The organism is Streptococcus sp. IMAU 99161 (genome assembly GCF_014435245.1).
Classification (GTDB): Bacteria; Bacillota; Bacilli; order Lactobacillales; family Streptococcaceae; genus Streptococcus; species Streptococcus lactarius.
The window spans coordinates 16,802-40,320 of record NZ_JAAPAW010000012.1; the positions used below are offsets into that span (position 1 = coordinate 16,802).

Consider the following 23,519-nt stretch of genomic DNA (forward strand, 5'->3'; position numbering starts at 1 on the left):
AAAATGGCTGACGAAAAATTTTTAGATAAAAAAATGGACCGTCGTGAATTTCTTAAAAAAGCAGGTATTGGAGGGGCTGGTCTAGCGCTGGGTCTCTCTGGTGCATCTGCTTTTTTCGCTAATCAAGACAGTTCCAGTAAAAAAGCTTATGACGGGGATGAAGACATCTCCTTTTATGGCAAGCACCAAGCAGGGATTACGACGGCCATGCAGAAGGCTTGCTACTTGGTGGTATTAGATCTTCACACGACGGACAAAAAAGAAGTCATCCAGCTCTTTAAAGACTGGACCGATTATAGTAGTAAATTAGTCGAAGGGCAGTTGGTTCAAAAAAATGGTGCCAATGGTTTCTTACCACCAAAAGATACAGGGGAGACGGTCGGACTGAACCCCTATCGCTTGAGCTTGACATTTGGTGTCTCTGCTAGTTTTCTCAAGAAATTAGGTTTGGAATCTAAACGTCCCAAGCTCTTTCGTGATTTGCCTCCATTTCCAAAGGAGCAGTTGCAGGACAAATACACTGGTGGCGATATCGTCATTCAGGCCTGTGCCGACGATGGGCAAGTCGCCTTTCACGCGGTCCGAAATCTCATCCGCAAAGGTCGCAATACCATCACTATGAAGTGGAGCAAGTCCGGTTTTGCGGCGATTGGTGACCGAAAAGAAACACCGCGCAACCTCTTTGGTTTCAAGGATGGAACAGCAAATGTCACGACTGAGAAGGACTTTGATAAGGTCGTCTGGACTGACAGTAAGGACTGGATGAAGGGCGGTTCCTACATGGCTCTTCGTCTAGTCCAAATGCACTTAGAAACTTGGGACCGGACCAATTTGCAGGAGCAGGAAAATACTTTTGGCCGCTACAAAGAGTCCGGTGCTCCATTTGGGAAAACCAACGAATTTGATGAAGTAGACTTATCTAAACTACCAGTCGATTCACATGTCCGCTTGGCAAAAGAGCTAAATCTCCCTATTTTACGGCGGTCTTATTCCTATTCGGATGGCATCGATGAGAGAACGGGGCAATTTGATGCAGGCTTGATTTTTATCGCTTTTCAAAAAGATCCAAACAGTTTTGTTAAAATCCAAACCAATTTAGGTGCAGTCGATAAAATGAACGAGTACATCACCCATATTGGAAGTGGACTCTTTGCTTGCTTTGCAGGCGTAGAGAAAGGAGGCTACCTTGGTCAAGCACTCTTTGAATAAACTCTTGATCTTGTTAGGCCTTCTTGCCTTGTTCTGGACTTATCCAGTGGCTGCGGAATCTTATAGCGATCTCTTTATCAAGATCACAGACGCAACAACCGCTGTAGAAAATAAGAACCAGAATAAGGCCAAGGAATTGATCGCTGAGATTCAAGCTGATTTTGAAACCAAGGACCACCATGAGTCCAAGGCAGGAAAAAAAGTTAGCCAAGCTCTAACTATAAAAGGGGAGGTAACCAAAGAGGATCTCACCAAGATCTCATCAACCTTGCTAGCTTTTGAAAAAGAGCAAAATCCGATCGATTTAGAAGCAGAAAAAGACAAACTCGTGAGTCGCCTCGCTCCTTATTTTAAGAACTTACAAGATGCCATTACAGCTAAGGATCTGGATAAAACCCGTCAAACCTATGCAGATCTCAATAATACCTGGACACGAAACGAAGCGGTGGTAAGGGATCACAGCACAGCCTACTATGGCAAAATCGAGACAGCCATTTCGCTCTTACGTAGTAGCATTGAAACAGAGCCTACTGACTTCACCAGCATCCAGTCCTCCTATGATGACCTCAAAAATGGGATTGATGCCTTTGTAAAAGGAGAAGCGATTAGCAGTGCCAGTACGGATTTGACACTGAAAGATGGGATCAAGCTTTTGGAGAAGGCGCAAAGCCAATTCCAAGCTGGGGATGAAAAGTCTGCTGCAGCAACTATGAAGCAGTTTATTACCATCTGGCCAACCATTGAGGGGGATGTCAGCACGACCAATCCAAGTCTCTACACGCGCGTAGAGAGTGAATCCCCGGTCATTATGGTTAAGGGGAAAGAAAAGACCTATCAAGAGAAATTACAAGTCTTGATCAGGGACCTGTCTGCGATTGATACGACAGCTTCTTACAACGCTTTTGATGCTATGTTGATTCTTCTGCGTGAAGGAGTAGAAGCGCTTCTGATCGTCATGGCCCTTGTGACGACCCTTAAGGCTGCTAAGATGAGGAAAGGCCTCAAATGGGTCTACGGTGGAGCTCTTGCGGGTGTCCTTGCCAGTGCAGCGATCGCTCTTGTTTTACAAGTAGCTTTTCCAGCTGTGACTTCGGGGTCTAACCGGGAAATCATTGAAGGTGGCGTTGGGATTTTCGCTGTGGTCATGATGATCCTCATTGGAATTTGGCTCCACAGCAAGTCCTCTGTCAAACAGTGGAATGCCTTTATGGACCGTCAGATGAAGACGGTAACGGCTACAGGAAGTTTTGTTTCTATGTTTGCCCTCAGTTTCTTAGCAGTCTTTCGTGAAGGGGCTGAGACCATTCTCTTCTATGTTGGAATCATTCCACGGATTACAACCGCTCATTTCATACTGGGAATAGGGCTTGCCATAGCCGTTCTCATTATCATTGCAGTGGCGATGACCAAGGCCAGTCAAGCCATCCAACCTCATAGAATCTTTTTCATTCTGACGTGGTTGATTTACGCCTTGGCATTCAAAATGCTCGGTGTCAGCATCCACGCCCTACAGTTGACCAATATCCTACCGAGTCATTTGGTCAATGGACTTCCAACCATCGATTGGGCAGGGATCTATCCAAGCTGGGAAGTTCTTCTTCCTCAACTACTCTTTGTGGCTATGATCGCTCTTATCACGGTGAGACAAGATGGCAAAGACTAGAGCAGATAAAATGACCATTGTCGAGCACTTGGTCGAATTTCGAAAACGATTGATCGCAGTGGTTTTGTGTTATATTATCGTCTTCATCGTAGCCTTTGTTTTTGCAGGAGAACTCTACCAGATCTTGACCGCTAGCCTCCATCAAAAACTGCTGGTACTAGGGCCAAATGATATCCTCTGGATCTATGTATCGCTGGCTAATCTTACAGCTTTTAGTCTGACACTGCCCTTTATTGTCTACCAGATTTGGCAATTTGTGAGACCGGCTTTAAGGGAGAAGGAGGCGCGTGCAGTCTTTGCCTACATTCCAGCTAGCTTTATTTGCTTTGTGCTGGGGCTCGCATTTGGTTATTTCTTTGTCAGCCCTGCGATTTTAGAGGTCTTGATGCGCTTGGGAGAAGGACTGTTTGATACCCAATTGACGGCGCAAAATTATTTAACCTTCTTATGGGACACCACCTTGCCTTTAGGAGTTTTATTCGAGTTACCAGTTTTGGTCGCTTTTCTGACCTCAATTGGGCTTTTGACACCACAGTTTTTAATCACCTATCGTCGTTACGCTTACTTTGTCCTGCTGGTCTTAGCCGTCGTGCTAACCCCTGCAGACTTTATCAGTGACTTGGCCATGACGCTCCCTTTGATCCTCTTATTTGAAGTAAGTGTCGGCATCAGTAAAGTCATCTATTCGAGAAAAAGGAGAAACTAATGGGAATTTTACGTGATATTGGAGCACCAGGTTTGATCATCATCATCTTGGGTGCCCTCTTGATTTTTGGACCAAAACGCCTGCCTGAGTTGGGCCAGTCCATCGGCAAAATGTTTGCTGAATTTAAGACAGCTGTCAATAAAGGTAGTGAAGAAGCCGATCAAGACGCAAAAGAAGATAAGAAAGAAAAAGAATAATCAGACAATTTTCAAAATTCTATTGAGTTCGTTTGCATAAAAAGGTATAATAAGACAAGGACTTGCAATCGATGAAGGAGGAAACCATGATTATTACGATTTTGTCACTCATTTTCTATTTTGGCTATATCGGATTCTTATGCTGGTTGGTCGTAAAAATTGTCGAAAAATTGTTCAATTTTTTGTTGAACCGTTAATGAAGAAACAATCCATTTCACAACAAGTGAGTGGATTTTTTTGTATCCTGTTTATTCAGATAGAGACCCTGTGGGCTCTTTTTGTGTATCTGATTCCCCGAGCTAGTGACAAACTTGATCTTCAAACTGTATTTCGGTATGATAGTAGGGAATAGATTTACGGTTTAGTTGTGTAGGGCTGACTGAGTAATATACAAAGGATGTAGATAAGAAGGAGAAGAATTATGCATGATTACAAATCTTTACTTTGTTTAGGAGATTATAAAGAAGATACCTATTATATCGATTTATCTACTGACGATTTGAAAAAGTCAGTTGCTCATAAGGCGTCTTCGTCAAAAATATTTTTGTCGTCTATCATTGGTTACCATATTCTAGGATTTGGTCTATTTAAAAGTATTGAATCTAACGAGGTCCTAAGTATTTATCTCTTATTAGTGTCCTTTGTTCTTTCGATTATTGCTGCGATTGTTTTTAATAAACGGCTATATTTGAATACAGAATTTGAAAAGGTTGAATTGACCAAAGATGAGTATGAGGAATTTCGAAAGCAAGTAAAAAAATATAACAAAACCATCGTTTTACTTATCATCTTATTTATTGGTATGTTTTTCATTTCAATGCATTTATATCTTTCAACTCCTAGCATCTTCTTGTTACTAGTGATGGACTATGTGATTTTTTCTTTTTATCTACTTTATACGAATGGATTTTTTACAAAACGATTTCGTTTTGAAAAATATATCAATACGGATTACATGAAATAGCAAGGATCATTCATCAATTAAATGGCAAAGAATATGAGTAAAAGAAGTAACCCAAATAGATATCTAGTTAGTTTAGTTTTGTATAAGAACAAATGGGTTTATTATGACTTAGAGGATAAATAACTTTATTTCTCCATTTCAAAAAGGCCTTCCAAAAATCAGCAACTCTATACAGTGGGTATCACATTACTATCTCTCCCCTTGATTAGATTGCTGATCTATTCTGTTTTCTTGTTTGTACTTTCTATCTGTTTGTCAAATAATGTGTATAAGCGCAAGAAACTTGTTAAAAATTTATGACAGATTGAATGGGTCTTGTTATAGGTTTTTCAATAATTGTCATAAAATAAGGATTAATGAATGTTAAAAATAGTAGATCTAAGTTTAATAGCTTCGAAAGGTTGTTTTCATGGTTCGTAAACAAAAAATTAATGGTCGTGTCTACAATATCTCCTTAAATGACCAAACGCTTCAAAAAGGATGGTATTTGATTGTGACAGACCAAAATCAAGAATACTTAGTGAAAAGGAATTGCAGCTTTTCTACAAAGAGATCCTTTGCCATTTATCAAACAAACTATTCATTTAGCAAACATACACATAGCCAAAACGTGAGAAGTAGGAAAGGTCTATCATACCTTGGAGCAACTGTTGTGATCGCTGCACTCATTCGTTTACTTACTCCGTATCAATTATGGTTAGGCCCTACGATTAAAGCGACAAACTATCTTCAAGGCATGGTACATTTACTATCTTTGGCTTTTGCGGTGACCGTCTCATTTATTTTTGTTGCTGTGTTTAGGAAAATGAAATTAAAAGCCTTTTTAAAAGGGAAAAAGGCGGATTTAAAGTATATTGGTAGAGTTAAAACACTGACCCCATTAAAAGTAACGAAAGAAGGAGTGGATTTTTGGTAATGAAGAAACGAATATTTCAAAAAGGCTTGGGTTATGGAATGTTATTTCTCGTTTTCATTCTTCCAATGTTATTATTTGCTTATTTTGTCCAATTGAGGCTATTCTTAATTGTACCGATAGTGCTTTATCTGGTTCTATTTTTCAATGGTGTTATCGTGAGTGATCATGATCGGATGACCGAATTTGAAATTTCAAGCGAAAGTATAAAACAAGTGGAGGGTTAGTATGCGTAAAGAATTTCTCGTTTATCAAAACAAAGTATACTCTAATTTTGTGAATTATATAAATGACTATATCCTTCTTTCAAAAGATCCAGCAATGTTAGAAGAAGGTTACGTTCCCTATAGTTTTTATGTAGACGATGCCGGAGAAGGCGTATACGGGAAGCTTGTGCCTTATAGTGAGGTTAGTCAGAGGTATTCGGTTTATGATCGCGTTTTGTATAAAGATCATGAATTTACAATTGCTGGTCACAAACATGGAGATGATGATTTTACAGCACCCGATGCTTATGTGCGACTCTTAGTTTTTAATAAAGAATTTCTAATTGAAAACAATTTAGCTGATGATGCGGTATTGATGGATGATAAATATGGCCAGACCATGTATGCATCAGGGAAAATCCCTATCAGCGAAGTAACCATTCTACGTCGCAGAAAGGATTTGCCAGTAGATCGAAGGAGAAAAATATGAAATCAGTTAATTTTACAATAAAAAGCAACCAACCACTAAGGATTGGTGAGGTGCTTCAAGCAGAACTTTTTGAATGTTACAGCGTTTCCGCTAAGGATGCAGGATTAAAGCCATCTGCAGACTCTCTTATTTCGGATTTCCATTCTGTTCAGTTTGGGGTCAAAGAGAAATCTAGTTTAGGGTTCCGTCTATCTTTTGATGGTCAAGCCTATCAAGTATCTGTTCCAGACTTGGCGACCGCTTCTGACTGGACTGGGGCATTGATGTTCTTGAAAACATTGCTGGTTCTCTTAGATGTAAGTGTGTGTGAAAATGATGGCGTGGACTATGATAAAGATTCCATTCTTGATTTTCATTTCACAGATATTTTCTTATCAGCTCTTTCAGAATTGACTAAGGAAGTAAAAGTTCATCCTATCGTGGAAATTATGGGAGTGAAACGTCCTATTTACATTAATGAACTCTACCTAGGGCAGATTGTCCATGTGCCGGATGATCAACTCTTAAATAGTTATGACCAGCGCTTGCGCTTTACCCAACAGCTAAATGCTTATTACTCTGAGCAGCAAGTTTTTAAAGTAGAGCAAAATGGTGAGGATATCATCATTCCTATCAATTATCTAAATAGTGAAGGACGAACAATTTTGCCGGCTCAACCAGAGCTAGAACCTCAATATTTGCAACAGTATCGAGGAAGTAAGGTAGCAGTAGCACGATTATTCATTATGACAGCTGATGGGGAAAAACTCGCTGAAGTTCCTTATCGGGAATTCTTAGAGTCGTTGACCGAGGGCATTTATATGTTGGATGCCAAATACGTTCTCGTAGACCCTATTTCGCCTGAAATGTTGCAGAAGTTATCACAAAACTAACATTCTAAGAAAATGATTATTTTGAAAATGTAGATTAGACTCTTAAATTTGTTGGGAAGCTAACTAATTATCTCAATAAGGTTTAGAGGTAAAAATAAAGAAAGAATAAGCTTATATGCGACAAACAAAAGAAAATGGATTTATTATTACTGAAGAAAATGGCAATTATACGATGTCCTGGATGACAGGAGGTTTGCAAGATAGAGAAGTTAGTTATCCAGTTAGTAAAGAGTTGGTAGATAAAGCTTTGAAGTCAGAACAGGATGCTTATGAGGTAGAACTATTCTTAGCGACTGGAGAATGGGTAACAAAGAAAAGCAAGGATGTAGCTAGACAAAATTATTTTAGGTCGTCACCTGTTCGTATTTTAGTAAATCCGTCATCTATTAAAGAGCTATTCTCTGATAAAGAATTTGAAGAATTGTTATATAAGGCTATATCTGAAAAACTAAACCCAACAGAACTCGATTTAATTGGTGTAGTTGAAAATCATTTAGAACTTCTTCTGGTGGATCCGGTTGGCTGGGAGGAAGAGATAGAATCAGTCCATCTGGAAATTCTGCAAGAAAAAATTAACAATTATATTCACTTCCTCGAAAGCAAGCAGTATGTGGAGCGATATGGTGATAACTTTGATAAAAAAATCATCCATATCACCTTCCAATATTCTCCATCGGATAATGGACTAGCCTTTCTCGCAGCTGTTCAGAAGGTATTGCAACCTACAGATATGAGCTTGAAGGTGGAATTGCCGGAGCGATAAGGGTAGCAGAAACGTTCTCTTGATAATTTCCTATCTGCGATTGAACGTCAAGGGTATTATGAAATAAAAAATCCACGTGTCTATGAGCCTGGCACTAATAAATTTGAGCAAATTGAGGGAATTTTTAGAATTAATCAATGGAGTAAATAAATGAAAATATATGAATTACCAGAGCCTAAAGATTATCAATCTTTTATTAATTTTTATCGTAATGTGATGGAAGAAGGGAAAGAGGAAGAAGCATTTTTAGGCACAAATGCAAGATATCGTATTCGACAAAGAGATTCTTATGAAGTGGACAGTACAGATATTGGCGTATTGATGGAGTATTGCTTATTTCCTCTGTATGCAGAAGGTGATAAGGACATAGCAAAAAGAACTTTTGATATCTTAAAAGATTTTAGCTTATCTATTGATTTAATGAGATTAAAGAAGGTGACTCAATATATTTCTATTCAAAATAGGTATATAACTGAATATTCTAATCTTCCTTTTGTCATTGATACGGATGAATTGATAAGAAATATCATAGAAAGCATTTCCAACCTATCAGATGAACAGAAACGTGTTTGGACCTATCAAGGTTTGTGTAATGTATTGGATCGTAATCCATTATACAGACAGTGTGACAAAGAAGAGGTAGAGAAGATCCTTAAGGAATTCAAGGAAAAATACCACAGTCCAACAAAGATAGTAAAAATGATTGAAGTGTAGAAAAATTGCATTGATGATGCAAGTATTTGTATAATACAGGTATCAGATATTCATCTAGAGTTGTGGTACGAAAAACATCGGGATCACTTATAATTTTCAGAATTTTTATAGTTAGGAAAAAACAATGAAGTATTATTTTATTGGCGGCCTAGGTGGCAATTGCTACCATCTGGCGCCACTTATCGATGAGCTCAGCTTTCCGGTAACCTTTTTAGATCCTTACAGGGAAATGATTCAGACAGAAAAAGATCTTCGTGATTGGTTTCAAGGTCAGATTGGCCAGGCGGAGGGGATCTGTTTATTGGGGCATTCCTTGGGTGGAGATTTGGCTCGTTATCTTGCTGCAGAGTTCCCTCAGACCCAGTCTCTGATTCTCTTGGATGGGGGCTACTTGGATATGGAAAAGATTCTGCCTCTGGAGGAAGAACTAGAGGGCACATCGTCCTTCATGCAGCAGCAAGTCTTTGCGACTATAGAAGAAGCTGTGTTAGCAGAACTTGGTGATGAAGCAGATTCTACTCTGATGGAGCGAAAAGCAGTAGAGGCTAGCTATCGCTGGAATCCAGTAAGTGAACGGTATGAATTAAATCTGGATCTAGAAAAAGTCTTGGCCTTATTGCGCTTGAGACGTAGCATCAAGGCTGACAAGATTACTGTTGCGGACAAGCCTGTTCTCTTTATCGGGCCTCGCTACCATGAAGAGCCTGAATGGCGAAAAGAAGCTTTAACTCAGCTGGACCCCAAGATCAAGCAAGTCTTGCTGGAAGGTTTGGGGCATGATCTATATACCCAAGCCCCGAAAAGAGTGGCGCGTGAAATCAACATTTGGCTTAAAAATGTTCATAAATAAATTGTCTTTCCGTGTATATATCTAAAGGATTGCTATTATTCCCGAACATTATTTCCAGAAAAATCATTCCCATTGCATTAGGTCCGTATCTTTGGTATAATCAATCAAGGAAACGTCGAGTGACGTAGTGATGCGGAAACGCATAGGTAGGTCAGTTTATAGAAAAGAGATTTTACAATCCATGTTAAATGAATTTCCTATTTTTGACTACGAAGATATTCAGCTAATTCCGAACAAATGTATTATCAATAGCCGTTCTGAGGCGGATACGACCGTTCAGTTTGGCAATCATACCTTTAAACTTCCTGTTGTGCCGGCCAATATGCAGACCATTCTAGATGAGGATGTGGCAGAACAGTTGGCGCGTGGTGGGTATTTCTACATTATGCACCGGTTTGACGAAGCAGGTCGGATTCCCTTTGTCAAACGCATGCACGATCAAGGCTTGATTGCTTCGATTTCGGTCGGTGTTAAGGAATATGAGTATGACTTTGTGAGTCAATTAAAGTCAGATGCACCCGAGTACATCACCATTGATATCGCCCACGGCCATGCGGATAGTGTGATTCGGATGATCCATCACATTAAGAAAGAATTGCCAGGTACCTTTGTCATTGCTGGAAATGTCGGCACCCCTGAAGCTGTCCGTGAATTGGAAAATGCTGGAGCCGATGCGACCAAGGTCGGGATCGGTCCTGGTAAGGTTTGTATCACCAAGGTTAAGACTGGATTTGGTACAGGTGGTTGGCAATTAGCAGCTCTACGCTGGTGCTCAAAAGCGGCGCGCAAGCCGATCATTGCGGATGGTGGGATTCGGACCAATGGCGATATTGCCAAATCCATTCGTTTTGGGGCGTCTATGGTCATGATCGGTTCGCTTTTTGCAGGCCATATCGAAAGTCCTGGTAAAACGGTAGAAATCGACGGAGAGTCTTTCAAAGAGTACTATGGATCCGCTTCAGAGTACCAAAAAGGTGCTTATAAGAATGTCGAGGGCAAGAAAATTTTATTGCCTGCTAAGGGGCACTTGCAAGACACCTTGACAGAAATGGAACAAGATTTGCAAAGTTCGATCTCGTATGCTGGAGGTCGGAAATTAGCGGATCTGAAGCACGTCGACTATGTGATCGTGAAGAATTCTATCTGGAATGGCGATGCACACTAATTGAATTACTTATTTATTTCACGAATGGGCGTGATGTTTCTACAAGGTGCCGGAACACCTACCAATAAGTAAGTCGGGATTATTTCTCTTCCTAGAGAGATTTCAAGGCTTGCTTAGCAGGCCTTTTTGTGTTTTGTGAATGAGTAGAGGAGTGTTTAAAGTAGGAGGAAGTATGAAACTACTGGAAGAACGTATCTTAAAAGATGGCAATGTTTTAGGAGAAAATATCCTCAAGGTGGACTCCTTTTTGACCCACCAAGTGGATTTCAAACTGATGAAGGAAATTGGTCAAACCTTTGCGGATCATTTCAAAAACGCTGGTATTACCAAAGTTGTGACTATTGAAGCATCTGGGATTGCGCCTGCTCTTTATGTAGCAGAATCGCTGGATGTTCCCATGATCTTTGCCAAAAAGGCGAAAAATATCACCATGAATGAGGGGATTTTGACGGCTGAGGTTTATTCCTTTACCAAGCAAGTCACCAGCACCGTTTCGATTGCGGGTAAATTCTTGGATCCAGCAGATAAGGTCTTGATCATTGATGATTTCCTCGCGAATGGCCAAGCGGCTAAAGGCTTGATCCAAATCATCGAACAAGCGGGTGCTAAAGTGGAAGCCATTGGAATTGTGATTGAGAAATCCTTCCAAGATGGTCGGGGATTGTTAGAAGACTTGGGATATCCTGTGGTATCTCTTGCGCGTTTGGATCGTTTTGAAAACGGTCAGGTTGTATTTAAGGAGGCAGACATCTAATGCAAAAGCAAGAAAGCCATTCGCAAGCGGCTATTTTAGGCTTGCAACATTTATTAGCCATGTATTCGGGATCTATTTTGGTGCCGATTATGATTGCGGGAGCGTTGGGCTATAACGCTCATCAGCTAACTTACCTCATTTCTACAGATATCTTCATGTGTGGGGTAGCGACTTTCCTTCAAGTCCAGCTCAATAAGTACTTTGGGATCGGTCTTCCTGTTGTCCTTGGGGTTGCCTTCCAGTCTGTAGCACCTCTTAGCATGATCGGAGCTAGCCATGGTAGCGGGGCGATGTTTGGCGCCCTGATTGTCTCAGGGATCTATGTCATCCTTGTCTCAGGTTTCTTCTCAAAGATTGCCAACCTCTTCCCATCCATCGTTACAGGATCCGTCATTACGACCATTGGTTTGACCTTGATTCCTGTAGCGATTGGAAACATGGGAAATAATGCAGCCAAACCAACGGTTCAAAGCTTGATCTTGGCCTTGATTACGATTCTCATTATCTTGATCGTTAATATCTATACGACTGGCTTTATCAAGTCTATCTCTATCTTGATTGGGTTGATCGCAGGGACTGCTATTGCGGCCTCTATGGGCCTGGTGGATTTCACACCGGTATCGCAAGCACCAGTGGTTCACGTTCCAACACCATTCTTCTTTGGAGCTCCTAAGTTTGAAATCACTTCAATCTTAATGATGTGTATCATCGCGACAGTTTCCATGGTGGAATCAACAGGGGTTTATCTTGCCCTTTCTGATATTACCAAAGATCCAATTACCAGCACGCGCCTTCGTAATGGTTATCGCGCTGAAGGGTTGGCTGTTCTCCTCGGTGGTATCTTCAATACCTTCCCTTACACTGGATTCTCACAAAACGTTGGTTTAGTGAAATTGTCTGGTATCAAGACCCGTCTTCCAATCTATTATGCGGCTGGTTTCCTTGTTCTACTCGGTCTCCTTCCTAAGTTTGGAGCTTTAGCACAAATCATCCCAAGTCCAGTTCTTGGTGGAGCGATGCTGGTCATGTTTGGTTTCGTATCTATTCAAGGGATGCAGATTCTTGCGCGTGTTGATTTTGAGCACAATGAGCACAATTTCTTAATTGCAGCGGTATCGATTGCAGCCGGGGTTGGCTTGAACAACAGCACCCTTTTCAAAGGCCTTCCAACAGGATTCCAAATGTTCTTTGCAAACGGAATTGTCGTCGCAAGTGTCTTGGCGATTATTCTTAACGCGATTTTGAACCGCCATCAAAAATAATCTCTGAACTTCCGAAGATCTCACCTGAGGTCTTCGGTTTTTTTGACTTTTTAGAAGACATATAGTAGAGTGGAAGAAGGGAAATAATGATGGACTAGAAAAGAGTTAGGATTATGTATGAAACCCACCGTTTTAAAGAACGCCTGCGCTTGTTTATAAGCCTATTTTTACCGATTTTGATTTACCAATTGGCCAATTATTCTGCTAGTTTTGTTGATACAGCCATGACAGGCCAGTACCGGACCCTTGATTTGGCTGGGGTCTCTACAGCCACTAGTCTGTGGAATCCTTTTTTCACCTTTTTGACAGGGATTGTCTCTGCCCTAACACCGATTGTCGGGCATCACTTAGGCAAGGGAAATAAAGAACGGATTGCTGGCGATTTTTACCAATTCCTCTATATGTCATTTGGCATGGCCATTCTCTTAATAGGCTTTGTCTGGGGGATTGCGCCTATGATTCTCAAGCAGATCGGCTTAGAAAATGTTGTTGCTCAAATAGCCATTCGCTACTTATATTTCCTTTCTCTAGGAATCTTACCCTTGTTGCTCTTTAGTATCGTGCGGACCTTCCTTGATACGTTGGGAATGACGCGACTATCGATGTACTTGATGCTCTTGCTCTTGCCTTTGAATGCTTCTTTTAACTACATCCTGATCTATGGGGCATTTGGTTTTCCTGAGATGGGAGGAGCGGGAGCAGGTCTTGGAACTTCCTTAGCCTACTGGGTCTTGCTGGGCATTGCAGCTTTGATATTGTGCAAACATCCTAAGGTAGCACCTTTCCAATTGTGGAAGCCGCAATCTTATGATTTTAAAGGGATGAAAGAAGTATTGCGCCTTGGGCTTCCAATCGGTGGAATTGTTTTTGCAGAAGTCATCATCTTCTCGCTGGTTGGCTTGTTAATGGCAAAATTCCCATCACTCACCATCGCTAGTCACCAATCGGCCATGAATTTTTCTACCCTGATGTATGCCTTTCCGATGAGTATCTCAAGCACCATGGCTATTATCGTATCTTTCGAATTGGGAGCAGGAAGACCAGAAGTTGTCAAACAATATTGCCGATTGGGACGGCTGACAGCCTTTGGCTTTGCGATAGTCACCCTCGTCTTTCTTTATACCTTCCGCTTCCAACTGGCGGGTCTATACGGCAAGGATCCGGCTTTTGTGCAGCAAACTGCTATTTTCATGACCTACAGTCTCTTTTTCCAAGTTGCGGATACCTTTGCAGCACCCCTTCAAGGGATTTTGAGAGGTTACAAGGATACCACGGTTCCATTCTTATTAGGCGTCTTTAGTTACTGGTGCATTTCGATTCCTTTGGGAATTTTCCTAGACCATGTGACCAACCTTGGTCCATACGCCTATTGGATTGGCCTTATTTCGAGCCTTGTCGTAAGTGGTATTTGCTACCAAATGCGACTCTGGCAGATCGAAAAAAAGCAAACAAACTAAAGTCTGGGAAACCAGGCTTTTTATGTACCGTAAATAGTATAAATTTTCTGAAAGTTCTTGACAATTGAGGTCAAAGTGGTAAGATTAGGAGGTAGAAATGAAGAACTAGAAGGAGAACAAGATGAGAAGCGATATGATCAAAATGGGGATTGACCGTGCACCAGCGCGTGGTCTCCTCTATGCAACAGGGCAAGTAAAATCAGCTAAGGATATGCAAAAGCCCTTTATTGCAATTTGTAACTCCTATATTGATATTGTCCCAGGCCATGTTCACCTGCGTGAGTTAGCAGATGTTGCCAAGGAAGCTATTCGCGAAGCTGGTGGAATTCCATTTGAATTTAATACCATCGGAGTCGATGACGGAATCGCGATGGGGCATATTGGGATGCGGTATAGCTTGCCATCTCGTGAATTGATCGCAGATGCAGCTGAGACTGTTATTAATGCCCACTGGTTTGATGGTGTTTTCTACATTCCCAACTGTGACAAGATTACACCGGGGATGATTTTGGCAGCTATGCGGACCAATGTGCCTGCCGTATTCTGCTCAGGTGGGCCTATGAGAGGTGGCGTTGACATGATGGGGCATCAAGCGACTCTCTCCAGTTTGTTTGAAGCAGTAGGGACTTATCAGGCCGGTGATATGAGCATGGATGAGCTCGATTTCCTGGAAAAAAATGCTTGCCCAACTTGTGGCTCTTGCTCTGGTATGTTTACCGCCAATTCCATGAACTGTTTGATGGAAGTTTTGGGGCTTGCTCTTCCAGGAAATGGTACCATTCTTGCCGTTTCGGATGAACGCCGGGAATTGGTTCGTCAAGCAGCCAAACAACTGGTGGAGAATATTAAAAAGGGTATCCGTCCACGGGATATCGTAACCAAAGAAGCTATTGATGATGCCTTTGCGCTTGATATGGCTATGGGGGGCTCCACCAATACCGTACTTCATACGCTTGCAATTGCTCGTGAAGCTGGGATTGACTATGATCTCAAGGATATTAATGAAATTGCCAAGAAGACACCTTACCTCTCTAAAATCGCACCGTCAAGTGTCTACACCATGCATGATGTGCACGAAGCTGGTGGAGTTCCAGCTATTATCAATCAGTTGATTAAAAAAGGAGCCATCAAGGGGGACCGCATCACGGTCACTGGTAAGACTTTGAAAGAAAATGTAGCTGGTGCTGAAATTAAAAACGAAGAAATCATTCATCCAATCGAACATCCGATTTCACCAGTTGGTGGCTTGTCGATTCTTTACGGAAATATCGCTCAAGATGGTGCTGTCATCAAGGTCGGTGGGGTCGATCCGTCTGTGACCACTTTCCGTGGAAAAGCCATTTGTTGTGATTCACAGGATCAAGCTCTTGAGTTGATTGACAATGGAACGGTCAAGAAGGGACATGTCGTTGTCATTCGTTACGAAGGTCCTCAGGGTGGTCCGGGGATGCCAGAGATGCTTGCGCCAACCTCTAAGATTGTTGGACGCGGTCTTGGTAAGGATGTAGCTCTCATTACGGATGGTCGTTTCTCAGGAGCGACGCGTGGGATTGCGATTGGTCACGTTTCTCCAGAAGCAGCAGAAGGTGGAAATATCGCCTTGATTGAAGATGGGGATGAAATCGTGATTGATCTACCAAATCGTACCATCGAGTTGCTTGTTGATGATGCAACCCTTGCAGAACGTCGTAAATACTTGAAACCGTTCAAATCAAAAATTTCCAGTGGTTGGTTGCGTCGTTACACAGCCTTTGCTAAATCAGCTAATGTCGGTGGGACCTTGATGAGTGATGAAGAATTCGAAGAACGGAAGGCAGAACGTCAAGCACAAGAAAAATAAGCAAAAAACCTTTCCTGCTATGTGAAATCACAAGCAAGAAAGGTTTTTTGACGGTAAGATCATTTGGTACGCATTTCACCATGTGGGAAGTAGGTTCCTTCAGGCATATCATTAATGATGACGTGAACAGCTGACTGAGGAGCACCAGTGTTGCGAACAACAGCTTCTGTTACTTCTTTAGCGAGGGCTTTCTTTTGTTCCAAAGTGCGTCCTTCAAATAGGTCAATTCGTACAAATGGCATAGGGCCACCTCCTAAATATGTTATAGAACTATTTTATCACATTTTGGAATACAAAGGTCAGCAAAATTATGGTAAAATGATAATGAAACACATTTTAGAGAGAACAGAAGGAAAATGGCACAATTATATTATAAATATGGGACCATGAACTCAGGGAAAACCATTGAGATCTTGAAGGTGGCCCATAATTATGAAGAGCAAGGCAAGCGTGTGGTGATTATGACCTCGGCAATTGATACTAGAGATGGAGTAGGAGTAGTTTCTAGCCGAATCGGTATGAAGCGAGAAGCCGTTGCAATTGAAGAAGAAACAGATATCTTTGGTTTTATTCAGAACCAACCCATCAAACCCTACTGCGTCTTAATCGATGAAGCTCAGTTTTTGAAACGACACCATGTTTATGACTTGGCTAGAGTTGTGGATGAATTGGATGTGCCTGTTATGGCTTTTGGCCTTAAAAATGATTTTCGAAATGAACTCTTTGAGGGGTCTAAACACCTCCTCTTGTTAGCCGACAAGATCGAGGAGATTAAGACCATCTGCCAATACTGTTCCCGCAAGGCGACCATGGTCTTGCGCACCCAAGCGGGCAAACCTGTCTACGATGGAGAACAAATCCAGATCGGTGGACATGAGACCTATATCTCGGTTTGCCGCAAGCATTATTTTAATCCGGACATACCAACTGAAAACGTCTAGAATGTTTTAGAGAGAATAGAAATGTCTATTTGTTTAAAAGATATTACAATAGAGAATTATTTTGACGTTTTAAATCTAGAAGTTCATCCAAACCAAAGGAATTTTATTGCATCCAATTCCATTAGTTTAGCTGAAGCCTATGTATATGATAAAAATGGTGATTTTATAGCTCCCTTAGCAGTTTATGATAAGGAAGCATTAGTTGGTTTTGTTATGATTGCCTATGACCAGAAAATTGGGATCAGCAAGGGAAATTACTTGTTATTTCGTTTTATGATCGATCAACGATTTCAAGGTTTAGGCTATTTTAAACCGATTATGGATGCAGTCATTGACTTTGTTTCTACAGAGCCAGCTGGAAAAGCAACAAGTCTTTGGTTATCTTATGAACCGGAAAATAAACATGCGAGATCTTGCTATCTCCATTATGGATTTAAAGAAACTGGCCAAGTCATAGAAGACGAAATTGTAGCAATCTATGATCTAACAACCAAGAATTAAGGAGCAAACATGAATATCTATGATCAACTACAAGCTGTAGAAGACCGATACGAAGAGTTAGGAGAATTACTGAGTGATCCTGATGTGGTCTCTGATACCAAACGCTTTATGGAGCTTTCAAAAGAAGAGGATTCCACTCGTGACACGGTAACAGCTTACCGAGAATACAAACAAGTCCTTCAAAATATCGTCGATGCTGAAGAAATGATCAAGGAAGCAAGCGGCGATGCAGATTTGGAAGAAATGGCCAAGCAAGAGCTGAAAGATGCTAAGGCTGAAAAAGAAGCCTACGAAGAAAAACTGAAGATCTTACTTCTTCCAAAAGATCCAAACGATGACAAGAACATTATCTTGGAAATCCGTGGAGCAGCAGGAGGAGACGAAGCACAGTTGTTTGCTGGCGACCTCTTGCAGATGTATCAAAAATACGCGGAAAGCCAAGGTTGGCGCTTTGAAGTCATGGAAGCCTCTTACAATGGTGTTGGCGGGATCAAAGAAGTAGTAGCTATGGTTTCTGGTCAGTCTGTCTATTCAAAACTTAAGTACGAATCAGGTGCCCACCGGGTACAACGGGTTCCAGTGACGGAAAGCCAAGGTCGTGTTCATACCTCTACAGCGACCGTTCTGGTCATGCCAGAAATTGAAGAAGTTGAGTATGACATTGATCCCAAAGACCTTCGGATTGACATCTACCACGCGTCTGGTGCGGGTGGACAAAACGTCAACAAGGTCGCAACAGCCGTTCGTATCGTTCACTTGCCAACCAATATCAAGGTAGAGATGCAGGAAGAGCGGACGCAACAAAAGAACCGCGATAAGGCCATGAAGATTATTCGTGCGCGTGTGGCAGACCACTTTGCTCAAATTGCTCAAGACGAGCAAGATGCGGAGCGGAAGTCTACAATCGGTACGGGTGACCGTTCAGAGCGGATCCGGACTTATAACTTCCCTCAAAACCGTGTGACTGATCACCGGATTGGGTTGACTCTTCAAAAACTGGATACCATTTTGTCTGGTAAATTAGATGAAGTGGTCGATGCTTTGGTTCTCTATGACCAAACACAAAAATTAGAAGAATTAAACAAGTAATGAAATTAGCTCAAATTTTTAAAGATTTTGAGGAACAATTAATCACACAAGGAGAGGAAGCTGAAAGCCTCTCTTTTGTCTATCGGAGCCTCAAAAATCTCTCTTTTACAGACTTTATTTTTGCTATTCAACAAGAAATCACTCCAGAGGAGAAAGAGTTTGTAGAAAGTATTTACAATCAACTAGCGGCACATGTACCTGCCCAGTACATCATCGGACATGCTGAATTCTATGGAATGGAGCTAAAGGTGGATGAGCGAGTTTTGATCCCTCGTCCAGAGACAGAAGAGCTAGTAAACCTCATCTTGACTGAAAATCCTGAGAAAAATCTCGAAGTAGTAGATGTCGGGACAGGAAGCGGCGCTATCGCGCTTGCTTTAGCGAAAAATCGCCCAGATTGGTGCGTTACAGCAAGCGATATTTCTACGGATGCACTTAACTTAGCAAGCGAAAATGCTGCGTTTCAAGACCTAAAAATATCCTTTAAAAAATCTGATTGTTTTGAAGAAATTGCTGAAAATTATGATATAATTGTATCCAATCCCCCCTATATCTCTCGTGCAGACGAGTCGGAGGTAGGCTTGAATGTCCTACATTCGGAGCCCCATCTAGCGCTCTTTGCTGAGGAAGATGGTCTGGCTATCTATCGCAAGATTGCTCAAGAAGCTAAGAACCATCTCCGTGAGGGAGGTAAGATTTACCTTGAAATTGGATACAAACAAGGTCACAGTGTTCCCGCATTGTTTAGGAAATATCTTCCTGAAAAGCGTGTTCGAACACTCAAGGACCAGTTTGGTCAAGATAGGATGGTTATCGTGGATGATGGATAGAATGAAGAAAGAGTTGGAAAATGGTGGAGCAGTCGTCTTGCCGACGGAAACAGTTTACGGCCTTTTTGCTAAGGCCTTAGATGAACAAGCTGTTGAACATGTTTACCAGCTCAAGCGTCGCCCAAAAGAGAAGGCGCTTAACCTCAATATCGCTTCCCTAGAAGCTATCTTATCCTTTTCTAAGAATCAACCAACCTATCTCAAACGATTGGTAGAAGCCTTTTTACCAGGTCCCTTGACCATTATCCTAGAAGCTAATGACAGAGTTCCTTACTGGGTCAACTCTGGTCTACAAACAGTCGGATTTCGGATGCCCAATCACCCGATTACTCTGGACTTAATTAGAGAGACAGGTCCCTTAATTGGTCCCTCTGCCAATATTTCCGGTCATGCCAGCGGAATTGTCTTTACAGACATTTTGAAGGATTTTGATCAAGAAGTTTTGGGACTAGAGGATGATGCTTTTCTGACAGGGCAGGATTCGACTATTTTGGATTTGTCTGGTGATAAGGTCAAGATTCTACGACAAGGTGCAATTACGCGAGAAGACATTCTTGCTAAGCTACCTGATATTCCTTTTGAGGAGGTATGATATGCTAAGAGATTTGAAGACTAGAGATGCTGAAGCTATTTATGAGATTAACAAAGAAGCTTTAGGCTATGATTTTAGTCCTGAAAAAACAGCGAATCAGCTGGCCAAGTTATCTCAGGACGTGCATCATTTCATACTTGGGTACGAGGATTCAAGCAGTCATGAACTACTTGGATATGTTCATGCAGAAGTTTATGAATCCTTGTATTCACAGCCAGGTTTCAATATCTTGGCTTTAGCAGTTCAGCCAGACCATCAGGGTCAAGGCATTGGGAAAAGCTTGCTAGAGGGGTTGGAAATAGAAGCAAAAAGACGGGGTTACGGGTTTATTCGTTTAAACTCTGCCGATCATCGTCTGGGGGCTCATGCATTTTATGAAAAAGTTGGCTATACTTGCGATAAAATGCAGAAACGGTTCATACGCATCTTTTAGTTTGTCTCTAATTTCTTTTTAGAATTAGGATACACGACACAACTAAGGGACTAGTCATTTAGTAAAGGAGAAGACCCATGATTTTTGACAAAGACGATTTTAAAGCATACGATGCTGATCTTTGGAATGCCATTACCAAAGAAGAGGAGCGCCAGCAAAACAACATTGAGTTGATTGCTTCTGAAAATGTAGTTTCCAAGGCCGTTATGGCCGCTCAAGGGTCCATTCTTACCAACAAGTATGCCGAAGGTTACCCAGGTCGCCGGTATTACGGTGGGACAGATGTGGTCGATGTGATCGAAAGCCTCGCCATCGAACGGGCCAAAGAAATTTTTGGTGCTAAATTTGCCAATGTACAACCTCACTCAGGAAGTCAAGCCAATTGTGCGGCCTACATGGCTTTGATTGAGCCAGGAGATACCGTTATGGGGATGGATTTGGCAGCGGGTGGTCACTTGACACACGGTGCTTCTGTGAGTTTCTCAGGTCAAACCTATCACTTTGTGCCTTATAATGTTGATCCTAAAACGGAACTCTTGGATTTTGATGCGATTTTGAAGCAAGCCCAAGAAGTGAAGCCAAAACTCATTGTAGCTGGTGCGTCAGCCTACTCTCACATCATTGACTTCTCTAAATTCCGTGAAATTGCGGATGCAGTAGGAGCCAAGCTCTTGGTTGATATGGCTCATATCGCTGGTTTGGTCGCTGCTGGACTTCACCCAAGTCCAGTACCATACGCCCATATCACAACAACAACGACTCATAAAACCCTTCGCGGACCTCGTGGTGGCCTGATTTTGACCAATGATGAAGAGTTAGCTAAGAAGATTAATTCAGCGATCTTCCCAGGCATTCAAGGTGGTCCATTAGAACATGTTGTAGCTGCTAAAGCAGTTGCCTTTAAGGAGGTATTAGACCCTGCCTTTAAAGAATACGCTGCGAACGTGATTAAAAACACTCAGGCTATGGCAGAAGTCTTCTTAGAAGATCCTGATTTTCGGATTATTTCTGGAGGGACTGAAAACCACCTCTTCTTGGTTGATGTGACCAAGGTTGTTGATAATGGAAAAGTTGCTCAGAACCTACTAGATGAAGTCAATATTACTTTAAACAAAAATTCTATTCCGTACGAAACCTTGTCTCCTTTTAAGACAAGTGGAATTCGTATCGGATCTGCAGCCATTACTGCGCGTGGATTTGGTGAAAATGAAAGTCGTAAAGTCGCTCACTTGATCATCAAAGCTCTAAAACACGCTGAAAATCCAGCTGTACTAGAAGAAGTGAGAGGAGAAGTCAAAGCCTTGACAGATGCCTTCCCACTCTATGAGGACTAATCATTTTATGGATATTTATATTCAAAAAGCAATCATTCATCAGTTCCGTCCGGATGATACAGACTTGGTTTTAGCAGATAAGTTTCTCAATATTACTCCAAAAATTGAAGAATATCTACGTAGAAAAGTGGAGCGTGTGTATTCTGATGAAGCAAAGACTGGGATTTTCGAAGAAGGAAATCCCTTCTTCGATCACATCACGGATGATCTCTTAGAAACATCTGTTACCCTAGCCAATCTTTGGAAAGAAGAGTTCAGTATTTCTGAAAATCAAAAGACCAATGATTTGGTCTTTGTCCAATTTTTGAAAGAAGGAGTGGCACATTTTGCCTTCCTACGAATTGCATTGCGTGAAACCTTGACTCACTTAGGTGGTGAGGTGGACAATCCAATCAAGCTCACTCAGAACAATCTACCAGGTTTTGGAACTGGAGCAGATGAAGCTTTAGTAGTCAATCTTGAAAGCCGTAAGTACCACTTGATTGAAAAGCGAATCAAGTACAACGGTACCTTCTTGAATTATTTTTCTGAGAATCTCTTGCAAGCTCAGCCAAAGATTTCACCCAAGAAGTCTATCAAGGAAGTGGAGAAAACAGCACAACGCATTGCAGAGACCTTTAACTCCGATGATTTTCAGTTCCAATCCAAGATGAAGTCAGCCATTTTCAATCACATCGAAGAAGACAACCAATTGTCGCCTGAAAAATTGGCCGATGATCTCTTTGACAATAACCTGACGGCCCGACTGAGTTTTATCGATCAGGTCAAGGAAGCTGTTCCAGAGCCTGTCCGTTTTGAAGAGATCGATGCCAGTCGTCAGCTTAAGAAATTTGAAAATCAGAAACTTTCCTTGTCAAACGGAATCGAACTCATCGTTCCAAATAATGTCTATCAGGATGCGGAATCCGTGGAATTCATTCAAAATGAAAATGGAACCTATTCCATTCTGATCAAAAATATTGAGGATATACAAAGTAAATAATGATAAAACGCATACTCAAGGTCATCTTTTTCATCTTTATCATCTTTGGAATTTTTAAGGGGATTCAGATCCACCATGATGTCAAACAAGTCCTACAATACCGCTCTCTCGTTCGGGAGGCCCTAGCGAATGAGGATACCACAGCTAATGAGAATCTGATCTTAGCCATGATCTATACTGAAACAAAGGGGCGAGAGGACGATCTGATGCAAGCCAGTGAGAGTGCTAGCGGTGAGACCAACACCATCAGTGATAACAAAGCCAGTATTCGTCAGGGGATTCAGACACTTTCAGATGACTTAAAAGAGGCCAAGAAAAAAGGAGTAGATAGTTGGACTGCTGTCCAAGCTTATAATTTTGGGAAAGAGTACATTGATTACGTGGCTAAGCACGGCGGCACTAACTCTCTCGAATTGGCACGTGCCTATTCGCGGGATGTGGTAGCTCCTAGCCTCGGCAACGTGACTGGTAAAACCTACCTTTATCTGCATCCAATTTCTCTTTTAAATGGGATGGAACTCTATGTAAATGGGGGCAATATCTACTATTCTCGCTTAGTAGAGACGAATATGACGATTATGAACTTATTCTCATGGTTTTAATCAATTAAGTCAGAGAGAGTGGGACAGAAATCGGTCATTCGTTAGAATTCGATTTCGTCGTCCCACCTTCGCACAGCTTCAACAGTCTGGGAGACTGTTGAAGGTTGCAGATGAAGGAAACATAGTTTCCGTCAACATAGGGCATCTTTGAAGCTTAAAAAGCGAACAAAGACTTAGGATACTTGCTTCG

The 23,519-nt window shown here is 41.6% G+C and carries 27 protein-coding genes and 1 riboswitch; of the genes, 26 read left to right on the top strand and 1 reads right to left on the bottom strand.

Annotated elements, in window-relative coordinates; translation table 11 throughout:
• Positions 1-3 precede the first annotated feature (3 nt).
• From efeB to ilvD, 17 genes are all read left to right on the top strand, one after another.
• Positions 4-1,209 (top strand): iron uptake transporter deferrochelatase/peroxidase subunit, encoded by a 1,206-nt coding sequence (efeB, locus tag HA044_RS08145; protein WP_187540709.1) that lies wholly within the window; start codon positions 4-6, stop codon positions 1,207-1,209.
• Positions 1,187-2,872, top strand: a complete 1,686-nt coding sequence (locus HA044_RS08150; RefSeq protein ID WP_187540710.1) for an FTR1 family protein — start codon at positions 1,187-1,189, stop codon at positions 2,870-2,872. The genes efeB and HA044_RS08150 overlap by 23 nt, the downstream gene beginning before the upstream one ends.
• Positions 2,859-3,578 carry a twin-arginine translocase subunit TatC gene (gene tatC, locus HA044_RS08155; RefSeq protein ID WP_187540711.1) on the top strand — a complete coding sequence of 240 codons (720 nt, stop codon included), beginning with the start codon at positions 2,859-2,861 and terminating at the stop codon, positions 3,576-3,578. Before HA044_RS08150 ends, tatC begins: the two co-directional genes overlap by 14 nt.
• On the top strand, positions 3,578-3,775 hold the full coding sequence (locus tag HA044_RS08160; RefSeq protein ID WP_009731003.1) for a twin-arginine translocase TatA/TatE family subunit: 198 nt from the start codon (positions 3,578-3,580) through the stop codon (positions 3,773-3,775). The genes tatC and HA044_RS08160 overlap by 1 nt, the downstream gene beginning before the upstream one ends.
• Before the next feature lie 421 nt (positions 3,776-4,196).
• Positions 4,197-4,739 carry a hypothetical protein gene (locus HA044_RS08165; RefSeq protein ID WP_187540712.1) on the top strand — a complete coding sequence of 181 codons (543 nt, stop codon included), beginning with the start codon at positions 4,197-4,199 and terminating at the stop codon, positions 4,737-4,739.
• A gap of 409 nt (positions 4,740-5,148) precedes the next feature.
• Positions 5,149-5,655, top strand: a complete 507-nt coding sequence (locus HA044_RS08170; protein WP_187540713.1) for a hypothetical protein — start codon at positions 5,149-5,151, stop codon at positions 5,653-5,655.
• Entirely contained in the window at positions 5,655-5,879 is a 225-nt protein-coding gene (locus HA044_RS08175) for a hypothetical protein (RefSeq protein WP_262407558.1), read from the top strand. Before HA044_RS08170 ends, HA044_RS08175 begins: the two co-directional genes overlap by 1 nt.
• Position 5,880: 1 nt before the next feature.
• A complete protein-coding gene (locus HA044_RS08180; RefSeq protein ID WP_187540714.1) occupies positions 5,881-6,348 on the top strand; it encodes a hypothetical protein in 468 nt (155 codons plus the stop codon).
• On the top strand, positions 6,345-7,220 hold the full coding sequence (locus HA044_RS08185) for a DUF4299 family protein (protein ID WP_187540715.1): 876 nt from the start codon (positions 6,345-6,347) through the stop codon (positions 7,218-7,220). Before HA044_RS08180 ends, HA044_RS08185 begins: the two co-directional genes overlap by 4 nt.
• 115 nt (positions 7,221-7,335) lie before the next feature.
• A complete protein-coding gene (locus HA044_RS08190) occupies positions 7,336-7,983 on the top strand; it encodes a DUF6572 domain-containing protein (RefSeq protein WP_187540716.1) in 648 nt (215 codons plus the stop codon).
• Positions 7,984-8,133: 150 nt separating this feature from the next.
• Positions 8,134-8,697, top strand: a complete 564-nt coding sequence (locus tag HA044_RS08195) for an NAD glycohydrolase inhibitor (protein ID WP_187540717.1) — start codon at positions 8,134-8,136, stop codon at positions 8,695-8,697.
• A 124-nt stretch (positions 8,698-8,821) separates the two neighbouring features.
• Positions 8,822-9,547, top strand: coding sequence for an alpha/beta fold hydrolase (locus HA044_RS08200; protein ID WP_187540718.1), 726 nt, complete (start codon positions 8,822-8,824; stop codon positions 9,545-9,547).
• A 181-nt stretch (positions 9,548-9,728) separates the two neighbouring features.
• Positions 9,729-10,712, top strand: a complete 984-nt coding sequence (locus HA044_RS08205; protein ID WP_187540719.1) for a GMP reductase — start codon at positions 9,729-9,731, stop codon at positions 10,710-10,712.
• Positions 10,702-10,797, top strand: a riboswitch (purine riboswitch). Its footprint overlaps the gene before it by 11 nt.
• Before the next feature lie 87 nt (positions 10,798-10,884).
• Positions 10,885-11,466, top strand: coding sequence for a xanthine phosphoribosyltransferase (locus tag HA044_RS08210; RefSeq protein WP_187540720.1), 582 nt, complete (start codon positions 10,885-10,887; stop codon positions 11,464-11,466).
• The gene (locus tag HA044_RS08215) at positions 11,466-12,728 is read left to right on the top strand and encodes a nucleobase:cation symporter-2 family protein (protein WP_187540721.1); all 1,263 of its coding nucleotides are present in this window, start codon (positions 11,466-11,468) and stop codon (positions 12,726-12,728) included. The genes HA044_RS08210 and HA044_RS08215 overlap by 1 nt, the downstream gene beginning before the upstream one ends.
• A 113-nt stretch (positions 12,729-12,841) precedes the next feature.
• Positions 12,842-14,185: an MATE family efflux transporter gene (locus HA044_RS08220; RefSeq protein ID WP_187540722.1), complete on the top strand. Its 1,344-nt coding sequence runs from the start codon at positions 12,842-12,844 to the stop codon at positions 14,183-14,185.
• Positions 14,186-14,306: 121 nt separating this feature from the next.
• Entirely contained in the window at positions 14,307-16,025 is a 1,719-nt protein-coding gene (ilvD, locus tag HA044_RS08225) for a dihydroxy-acid dehydratase (RefSeq protein WP_187540723.1), read from the top strand.
• 59 nt (positions 16,026-16,084) lie between these two features.
• On the opposite strand, the gene HA044_RS08230 is transcribed toward ilvD, so the two are convergent.
• Positions 16,085-16,267 (bottom strand): 4-oxalocrotonate tautomerase, encoded by a 183-nt coding sequence (locus HA044_RS08230; protein ID WP_060553585.1) that lies wholly within the window; start codon positions 16,265-16,267, stop codon positions 16,085-16,087.
• 114 nt (positions 16,268-16,381) lie between these two features.
• On the opposite strand from HA044_RS08230, the gene HA044_RS08235 reads away from it, so the two are divergent.
• From HA044_RS08235 to HA044_RS08275, 9 genes are all read left to right on the top strand, one after another.
• Positions 16,382-16,966 (top strand): thymidine kinase, encoded by a 585-nt coding sequence (locus tag HA044_RS08235; RefSeq protein ID WP_187540724.1) that lies wholly within the window; start codon positions 16,382-16,384, stop codon positions 16,964-16,966.
• Between the two features lie 21 nt (positions 16,967-16,987).
• The gene (locus tag HA044_RS08240; RefSeq protein WP_187540725.1) at positions 16,988-17,467 is read left to right on the top strand and encodes a GNAT family N-acetyltransferase; all 480 of its coding nucleotides are present in this window, start codon (positions 16,988-16,990) and stop codon (positions 17,465-17,467) included.
• A 9-nt stretch (positions 17,468-17,476) separates the two neighbouring features.
• Positions 17,477-18,556, top strand: a complete 1,080-nt coding sequence (prfA, locus tag HA044_RS08245; RefSeq protein WP_187540726.1) for a peptide chain release factor 1 — start codon at positions 17,477-17,479, stop codon at positions 18,554-18,556.
• On the top strand, positions 18,556-19,386 hold the full coding sequence (gene prmC, locus HA044_RS08250; protein WP_187540727.1) for a peptide chain release factor N(5)-glutamine methyltransferase: 831 nt from the start codon (positions 18,556-18,558) through the stop codon (positions 19,384-19,386). The genes prfA and prmC overlap by 1 nt, the downstream gene beginning before the upstream one ends.
• Complete coding sequence (locus tag HA044_RS08255; RefSeq protein WP_187540728.1) at positions 19,376-19,978, top strand: L-threonylcarbamoyladenylate synthase; 603 nt, start codon at positions 19,376-19,378, stop codon at positions 19,976-19,978. The genes prmC and HA044_RS08255 overlap by 11 nt, the downstream gene beginning before the upstream one ends.
• 1 nt (position 19,979) lies before the next feature.
• A complete protein-coding gene (locus HA044_RS08260) occupies positions 19,980-20,411 on the top strand; it encodes a GNAT family N-acetyltransferase (RefSeq protein ID WP_187540729.1) in 432 nt (143 codons plus the stop codon).
• Between the two features lie 77 nt (positions 20,412-20,488).
• The gene (gene glyA, locus HA044_RS08265; RefSeq protein WP_187540730.1) at positions 20,489-21,745 is read left to right on the top strand and encodes a serine hydroxymethyltransferase; all 1,257 of its coding nucleotides are present in this window, start codon (positions 20,489-20,491) and stop codon (positions 21,743-21,745) included.
• 7 nt (positions 21,746-21,752) lie between these two features.
• On the top strand, positions 21,753-22,727 hold the full coding sequence (locus HA044_RS08270) for a nucleoid-associated protein (RefSeq protein WP_187540731.1): 975 nt from the start codon (positions 21,753-21,755) through the stop codon (positions 22,725-22,727).
• A complete protein-coding gene (locus tag HA044_RS08275; RefSeq protein WP_187540732.1) occupies positions 22,727-23,329 on the top strand; it encodes a lysozyme family protein in 603 nt (200 codons plus the stop codon). Before HA044_RS08270 ends, HA044_RS08275 begins: the two co-directional genes overlap by 1 nt.
• Positions 23,330-23,519: the final 190 nt, after the last annotated feature.

Bases quoted from the DNA above. Each gene is read 5' to 3' on its own strand.
- efeB (WP_187540709.1), top strand. From the start codon at position 4: ATGGCTGACGAAAAATTTTTAGATAAAAAAATGGACCGTCGTGAATTT.
- tatC (WP_187540711.1), top strand. From the start codon at position 2,859: ATGGCAAAGACTAGAGCAGATAAAATGACCATTGTCGAGCACTTGGTC.
- HA044_RS08160 (WP_009731003.1), top strand. From the start codon at position 3,578: ATGGGAATTTTACGTGATATTGGAGCACCAGGTTTGATCATCATCATC.
- HA044_RS08165 (WP_187540712.1), top strand. From the start codon at position 4,197: ATGCATGATTACAAATCTTTACTTTGTTTAGGAGATTATAAAGAAGAT.
- HA044_RS08170 (WP_187540713.1), top strand. From the start codon at position 5,149: ATGGTTCGTAAACAAAAAATTAATGGTCGTGTCTACAATATCTCCTTA.
- HA044_RS08175 (WP_262407558.1), top strand. From the start codon at position 5,655: ATGAAGAAACGAATATTTCAAAAAGGCTTGGGTTATGGAATGTTATTT.
- HA044_RS08180 (WP_187540714.1), top strand. From the start codon at position 5,881: ATGCGTAAAGAATTTCTCGTTTATCAAAACAAAGTATACTCTAATTTT.
- HA044_RS08185 (WP_187540715.1), top strand. From the start codon at position 6,345: ATGAAATCAGTTAATTTTACAATAAAAAGCAACCAACCACTAAGGATT.
- HA044_RS08190 (WP_187540716.1), top strand. From the start codon at position 7,336: ATGCGACAAACAAAAGAAAATGGATTTATTATTACTGAAGAAAATGGC.
- HA044_RS08195 (WP_187540717.1), top strand. From the start codon at position 8,134: ATGAAAATATATGAATTACCAGAGCCTAAAGATTATCAATCTTTTATT.
- HA044_RS08200 (WP_187540718.1), top strand. From the start codon at position 8,822: ATGAAGTATTATTTTATTGGCGGCCTAGGTGGCAATTGCTACCATCTG.
- HA044_RS08205 (WP_187540719.1), top strand. From the start codon at position 9,729: ATGTTAAATGAATTTCCTATTTTTGACTACGAAGATATTCAGCTAATT.
- HA044_RS08210 (WP_187540720.1), top strand. From the start codon at position 10,885: ATGAAACTACTGGAAGAACGTATCTTAAAAGATGGCAATGTTTTAGGA.
- HA044_RS08215 (WP_187540721.1), top strand. From the start codon at position 11,466: ATGCAAAAGCAAGAAAGCCATTCGCAAGCGGCTATTTTAGGCTTGCAA.
- HA044_RS08220 (WP_187540722.1), top strand. From the start codon at position 12,842: ATGTATGAAACCCACCGTTTTAAAGAACGCCTGCGCTTGTTTATAAGC.
- ilvD (WP_187540723.1), top strand. From the start codon at position 14,307: ATGAGAAGCGATATGATCAAAATGGGGATTGACCGTGCACCAGCGCGT.
- HA044_RS08230 (WP_060553585.1), bottom strand. From the start codon at position 16,267: ATGCCATTTGTACGAATTGACCTATTTGAAGGACGCACTTTGGAACAA.
- HA044_RS08235 (WP_187540724.1), top strand. From the start codon at position 16,382: ATGGCACAATTATATTATAAATATGGGACCATGAACTCAGGGAAAACC.
- HA044_RS08240 (WP_187540725.1), top strand. From the start codon at position 16,988: ATGTCTATTTGTTTAAAAGATATTACAATAGAGAATTATTTTGACGTT.
- prfA (WP_187540726.1), top strand. From the start codon at position 17,477: ATGAATATCTATGATCAACTACAAGCTGTAGAAGACCGATACGAAGAG.
- prmC (WP_187540727.1), top strand. From the start codon at position 18,556: ATGAAATTAGCTCAAATTTTTAAAGATTTTGAGGAACAATTAATCACA.
- HA044_RS08255 (WP_187540728.1), top strand. From the start codon at position 19,376: ATGATGGATAGAATGAAGAAAGAGTTGGAAAATGGTGGAGCAGTCGTC.
- HA044_RS08260 (WP_187540729.1), top strand. From the start codon at position 19,980: ATGCTAAGAGATTTGAAGACTAGAGATGCTGAAGCTATTTATGAGATT.
- glyA (WP_187540730.1), top strand. From the start codon at position 20,489: ATGATTTTTGACAAAGACGATTTTAAAGCATACGATGCTGATCTTTGG.
- HA044_RS08270 (WP_187540731.1), top strand. From the start codon at position 21,753: ATGGATATTTATATTCAAAAAGCAATCATTCATCAGTTCCGTCCGGAT.
- HA044_RS08275 (WP_187540732.1), top strand. From the start codon at position 22,727: ATGATAAAACGCATACTCAAGGTCATCTTTTTCATCTTTATCATCTTT.